Consider the following 4,929-nt stretch of genomic DNA (forward strand, 5'->3'; position numbering starts at 1 on the left):
ATTCAATTTGAGTGTCAGTCCGCTTTTCAAATTCCGCTGTTATTTTTTCTCTTTCCTCAAGATTTTGGGAAAAGCCAGAAAATTGAATAAAAGCAAAAAACATATAAATAAGAACTTTCATTGTTTTCATATTGTTGCCAATGGTTACGTATAATATTAGTGGCGCGTTTAGGTACTAATTTAATAAATAGAAACTTGCCAGCGGAAAATTCCGAAGGAATTTTCCAAGTAAGCTAAAACTAGCCATTAATTTTATACTTTGTTGCCCACAGTATTTTATTCTTTTCCTTGTAATTTAATCGGCTGAATTCCTACAACTTTATCTTTGTCGTCAAAAATTAATTTAATCATTTCATTTGGCGGACTTGAACTGTCATCTGAATATTTGTACTGAAGTAATGTAAACATACTTCCATTAAATCCCATTTGGATTCCGCTGTAAATTAATTCAGTTTTTCTCTCAAAATCTATGTTGTCGATTAATAGATTTAATTGTTCGTCAGTAACCTTTTCTTTAATTATATCGGATAAATATTCTTTCGATTTTATTAAATCTTTTGATTTTAAAACTTTGAAAAAATCATTCTTAATATTCTCTAATTCGGAAAGTTTTTTCTCGTCTAATTTTGGAATTTCTTTTTCCTTTTCTTTTGATTGGTTTTTGATGTAAAGTCTTATTCTATGAACTGGATTTATAGTCATTGCACCTTTTTTCTCATAGTAGTTTGAAACGGTTGCATACATTTCAATTTCTGTACTATCATTCGGTTTCCAAGTTGAACTTTCCACAAATGTATTTATGGAATCTAAACGACTAATATTAGAATAATTTCTCTTTGTTTTTGGTTCTCCAAATTCGTTTGAAATACTTTCTTTAAGGACTTTGTATTTTGAGATAAATGCTTTTTGATATTTTTTCGGTTTTTGATTATTATCTTTTTTTTCAAAATTAGAAACATCCCATTCGTAAAGCACAGAACTCATTGTTGAGTCTTTTTCTTTAAAGTAATAGTAAGTTATTAAGTCCGCTATTTTCTTTTCAGTTCTTTTGAATTTAATCGGTTGAGCATCTCCACTAAATGAAACGTGATTTGAAGTCGTTGGAATTCTTTCGCTTTTTAAATTTTCTTCCATTTGGATATATTCATTCAGCGAAATATTATGAATATCAAATCCGAATTCTTGTCCAAAAACAGTAATTCCAATTAATAAAAATCCAAGTATAAATGTAGTTCTCAAAGTTTTTTTCATATTGTGGGCAACGGTTACGTATAATATTAGTGGCGCGTTTAAGCACTAATTTAATAAATAGAAACTTGCCAGCGGAAAATTCCGAAGGAATTTTCCAAGTAAGCTAAAATTAGCCATTAATTTTATGCTTTGTTACCCAACGTTTTTTTAATCATATCCGTGTTGTTTTTTCCAATCTGATATATCAATTTTATCAATTTCTTCTTGTCTCTTTGTTTGAGATTGTTCTACTGTAAATTTGATAAAGAAAAACCAAGCTATAAAGCTCAAAATAAAAATTATAATTCGTTGCTTAAATTTCAAGAAATAGTTTTCGCTTCTTAAACTAAAAATTGTGTGATATTCAACTGTGTATTTATTCATAAAAACCAATGGTCCAAATAAAAAGAGTTGTACCATTTGCAATATTGTATAGCTTTCTGTTTTATTTTTTTCTAATCTTTCCGCTTCCTCTTTTAAGTGTTTCTCAGCTTCTATATTCCACTTTTTAATAATTTCATTTTGTTGTTCTTGAGAGATATTTCTTTTAATCAGTTCTTTTTTTGCTTGCACTGTAGCTTCTCGTTGCCAAATATTCTCGTCGTTGCAATATGCGATTTCAATCAATTCTTCTGTTTCTCTGTCAGAAATTGGAGGTGTGAATTCGGAGGTCATTTCTCAAATGTTGGGTAACGGTTACGTATAATATTAGTGGCGTGTTTAGTCACTAATTTAGTAAATAGAAACTTGCCAGCGGAAAATTCCGAAGGAATTTTCCAAGTAGCTAAAACTAGCCATTAATTTTATGCTTTGTTAGCAATAGTTATTTTACTTTTTGTTCGAATTTGAAAGACATAGTTCCATTGGTTGCTACAATCTCATAAGTTCCATTTTTAAGTGCTAAATTACAATAGTCGGTTTTATGTTCAATTTCTATAACATCAATTGGAATTGAAGCATTTAAATCTTCTCCTTTTTTATAAGCAAATATCATAATAGGAAAATCCAAATTTAAATTGGAAATATTAATAGCCACATCATTATTTCCGTTTTCAAATAACCAATTTGGTCTATTACTAATGTATTTTGTTAATGGATGAAAAACAACAATATCAATCCATCTGTCATTATTTTTATAAGCAAAAGGGTTTGAGTTTTTATCAAGAAGAATGGAAGGATGCTTAAAGTCAAAAGATTGAACAAAAATATTGCTATAGTCAAAAGTACTTTTTTCAGAGTAAAAAACTTGGTCAATCGTTAGGGGATTAATTCCAGTCAATTTGTGTAATCTTCCAGCTAATGATAAGCCACCAAAAAAACTAACATTTCCTTCAATAGCATGTCCTGAACCACAATGAATGAGATTCTTTTCAGATGGTTTTTCTTTAATTATTTTATAGATATTGTTCGCTTGGTCTATTTCTCTTTTAGCCCCTCCTTCATCACCAGTTGTTTCATATGGATAAATTGTATATCCAATTTCTTTAGCTGTTCTTATCAAATTTCCGAATTGTGGGTTTTTAGTGTAATAACCTGAATTTTGGATAGGGTATTTTCTTGAATTTAGCAAAGAGTCTTTTTTATCACCATTTGTGAGGGCTTCAAGGAACAAGTTTTTGTAACCATTATTAAATAGTTCTTTTAGCAAAGATTCTGTGAATACTCTGTGAGATGCGTTATGGTGAGATTCATTTATAATAACAATTTTGTTCTCTTTGGATTGATTAAGTATGTAATCTTTTGCTTTTGCAGTTTCATAAAGGTTTTTAATTGAATCAAATTGAAATTGGTTATAATCAATAATTTTTGGAGTAAATTCTAAATCCCAATATTTTAATGCATTTTTATGGTCAGTTTTAAAGGAGCACTCTGTTGCGTAACTTTGAAAGTCAGGTTCTAAAGCGGCTTTTTTAGATTCACTTTCTATTTCGGCTTTAAACTTATATTTATTGTTGAATGCAATATCTTTTTTTTCATTTCTTATAGATTTGCAAGAAATAAAAAATAAGATAATTGTTACGAAATATATTGTTTTGTTCGTCATAATTATTGCTAACGGTTGTGTATAAGAATAGTGCGTTTTTGTGTCCGAGGATTTTCCGCAGGAAAATCAGAGAGACCAAATAAGCGCTATCTTTTTGATTAAGAAATAAAATTAAGCATTATTTCTTATACTTTGTTGTAAGTAGTGCTTTATTATCTTTTCATCGCAATATTTTCGTGTACCCATTTAACTTCATCTTTCGGCTCAATTTCTCCAACTTTGCTACTACACCTGCTAAATGTCGCAGCTGGAAAATCATAAGGTTTACTATCGTCAAAATATGGTCCAACCACACCTAACATCCATCCATTTTCTGCAGCCCAATGTGGTTTATTTGTCATATACTTGAATACGTGATAAAATACGTTATTCCCGTCAAAATCTATTTTTACTTTTTCAAGATGTTTTATGTCGTCAGGTGCTTTGTCTAATTCAGTCGGGAATTCAAGCCAGTTAACCAATTTACTTTCAGCACCACTTTCAATGGTCAAATATTCTTTAGGGAACAGTTCCGTTTTATTATTTTCAGATAGTATTTGATAAGTCAGTTCACGAGTCTTATTATCTTTTGCATATTCCAGAACTTCTTCTTTTTTTATTTCTTCTCCGTTTTCTAATTTTTCTACAAGTGGTTTGATTCTTTCAAATCTCAACTTATGAGTTTTTGCACTTTCTTTTTTGAATGCAAAATATCTGTAAAGAATGAACAGAATTATAATTCCAATTACTATAAATATTATTTTCATATGGCGGTTTTTCGCATTACTTACAACGGTTTTATATATGATTTGTTGCGTGTTTTAAGCACTGAATTTAGTAAATAAAAACCAACTAGAAAATCCGCGAGGATTTTCGTAAGTAGGCTAGAACCAGCAATAAATTATATATGTTGTTGTGCAACGTATTTTATTGTCCATTTCTATTGATAAAATTCCAACTCCTCCATTTTAGAAATATCTGAGTTATTCACATTAACAATAATCCGTTGTCCAGTTCCGCAACCGCAAGCTTCACAGTCAGTTGCTAAAGGTGAATCATTGTCAAAATTCAAGCTGAGAACGGTTATATTTTTACTTTCCAAATATTCCGTCACAGCGATTTCAGTTTCTCCATTAGAATTGTTTTCTCCAGTATTCCAAGGGTCAGCACATTTTGTCTGATTCCAGAAAAAGCTAGTTTCATTTTCGTTCGAGTCATCATCATTATTACAACCAAAACTAATTAGTAATAGTAGTCCGATTAAAATACTGATTTTATATTTCATAATGTTTTTCGTTATATGTTGCACAACGGTTACGTATAATATTAGTGGCGCGTTTAAGCACTAATTTAGTAAATAGAAACTTGCCAGCGGAAAATTCCGAAGGAATTTTCCAAGTAAGCTAAAACTAGCCATTAATTTTATGCTTTGTTGGCAACTGGCTTTACCATTTTATGTTATATAATATTCCAATATTCTTAAACCAATAAAAATTCCAAAAGCAATTAAAAGTTTTATGAATAGTTTCATTTTCGGTTGTTCAATCTTATTCGATTCTAATAATATTTTTATACCTCTGATTAGTTTTTCCTTATTCAGCCACAAAATAATTAAAATCAATATTTGATATAGAATAGCAGCTTTCAAAGCTCCTAAATGAACTCCAAAATAGATG

Annotated in this window: 5 protein-coding genes and 1 pseudogene; all 6 read right to left on the bottom strand. The window is 29.7% G+C overall.

What is annotated here, in order from left to right:
- Nucleotides 1–276: 276 nt before the first annotated feature.
- Nucleotides 277–1,251 (bottom strand): hypothetical protein, encoded by a 975-nt coding sequence (locus tag ACH5TX_RS00500; protein ID WP_439337602.1) that lies wholly within the window; start codon nucleotides 1,249–1,251, stop codon nucleotides 277–279.
- 147 nt (nucleotides 1,252–1,398) lie between these two features.
- The gene (locus ACH5TX_RS00505; RefSeq protein WP_439337603.1) at nucleotides 1,399–1,905 is read right to left on the bottom strand and encodes a hypothetical protein; all 507 of its coding nucleotides are present in this window, start codon (nucleotides 1,903–1,905) and stop codon (nucleotides 1,399–1,401) included.
- Between the two features lie 148 nt (nucleotides 1,906–2,053).
- Nucleotides 2,054–3,274 (bottom strand): hypothetical protein, encoded by a 1,221-nt coding sequence (locus ACH5TX_RS00510; RefSeq protein ID WP_439337604.1) that lies wholly within the window; start codon nucleotides 3,272–3,274, stop codon nucleotides 2,054–2,056.
- 152 nt (nucleotides 3,275–3,426) lie between these two features.
- On the bottom strand, nucleotides 3,427–4,020 hold the full coding sequence (locus ACH5TX_RS00515) for a hypothetical protein (protein ID WP_439337605.1): 594 nt from the start codon (nucleotides 4,018–4,020) through the stop codon (nucleotides 3,427–3,429).
- A 173-nt stretch (nucleotides 4,021–4,193) separates the two neighbouring features.
- A complete protein-coding gene (locus tag ACH5TX_RS00520; RefSeq protein ID WP_439337606.1) occupies nucleotides 4,194–4,538 on the bottom strand; it encodes a hypothetical protein in 345 nt (114 codons plus the stop codon).
- Nucleotides 4,539–4,706: 168 nt separating this feature from the next.
- A pseudogene (locus ACH5TX_RS00525) lies at nucleotides 4,707–4,929 on the bottom strand (hypothetical protein); the annotation flags it as partial.

It is taken from the genome of Thalassobellus citreus, assembly GCF_044385915.1.
Lineage (GTDB): Bacteria > Bacteroidota > Bacteroidia > Flavobacteriales > Flavobacteriaceae > Thalassobellus > Thalassobellus citreus.

Excerpts from the sequence above, each read along its gene's own strand:
- ACH5TX_RS00500 (WP_439337602.1), bottom strand. The coding sequence starts at position 1,251 with ATGAAAAAAACTTTGAGAACTACATTTATACTTGGATTTTTATTAATT.
- ACH5TX_RS00505 (WP_439337603.1), bottom strand. The coding sequence starts at position 1,905 with ATGACCTCCGAATTCACACCTCCAATTTCTGACAGAGAAACAGAAGAA.
- ACH5TX_RS00510 (WP_439337604.1), bottom strand. The coding sequence starts at position 3,274 with ATGACGAACAAAACAATATATTTCGTAACAATTATCTTATTTTTTATT.
- ACH5TX_RS00515 (WP_439337605.1), bottom strand. The coding sequence starts at position 4,020 with ATGAAAATAATATTTATAGTAATTGGAATTATAATTCTGTTCATTCTT.
- ACH5TX_RS00520 (WP_439337606.1), bottom strand. The coding sequence starts at position 4,538 with ATGAAATATAAAATCAGTATTTTAATCGGACTACTATTACTAATTAGT.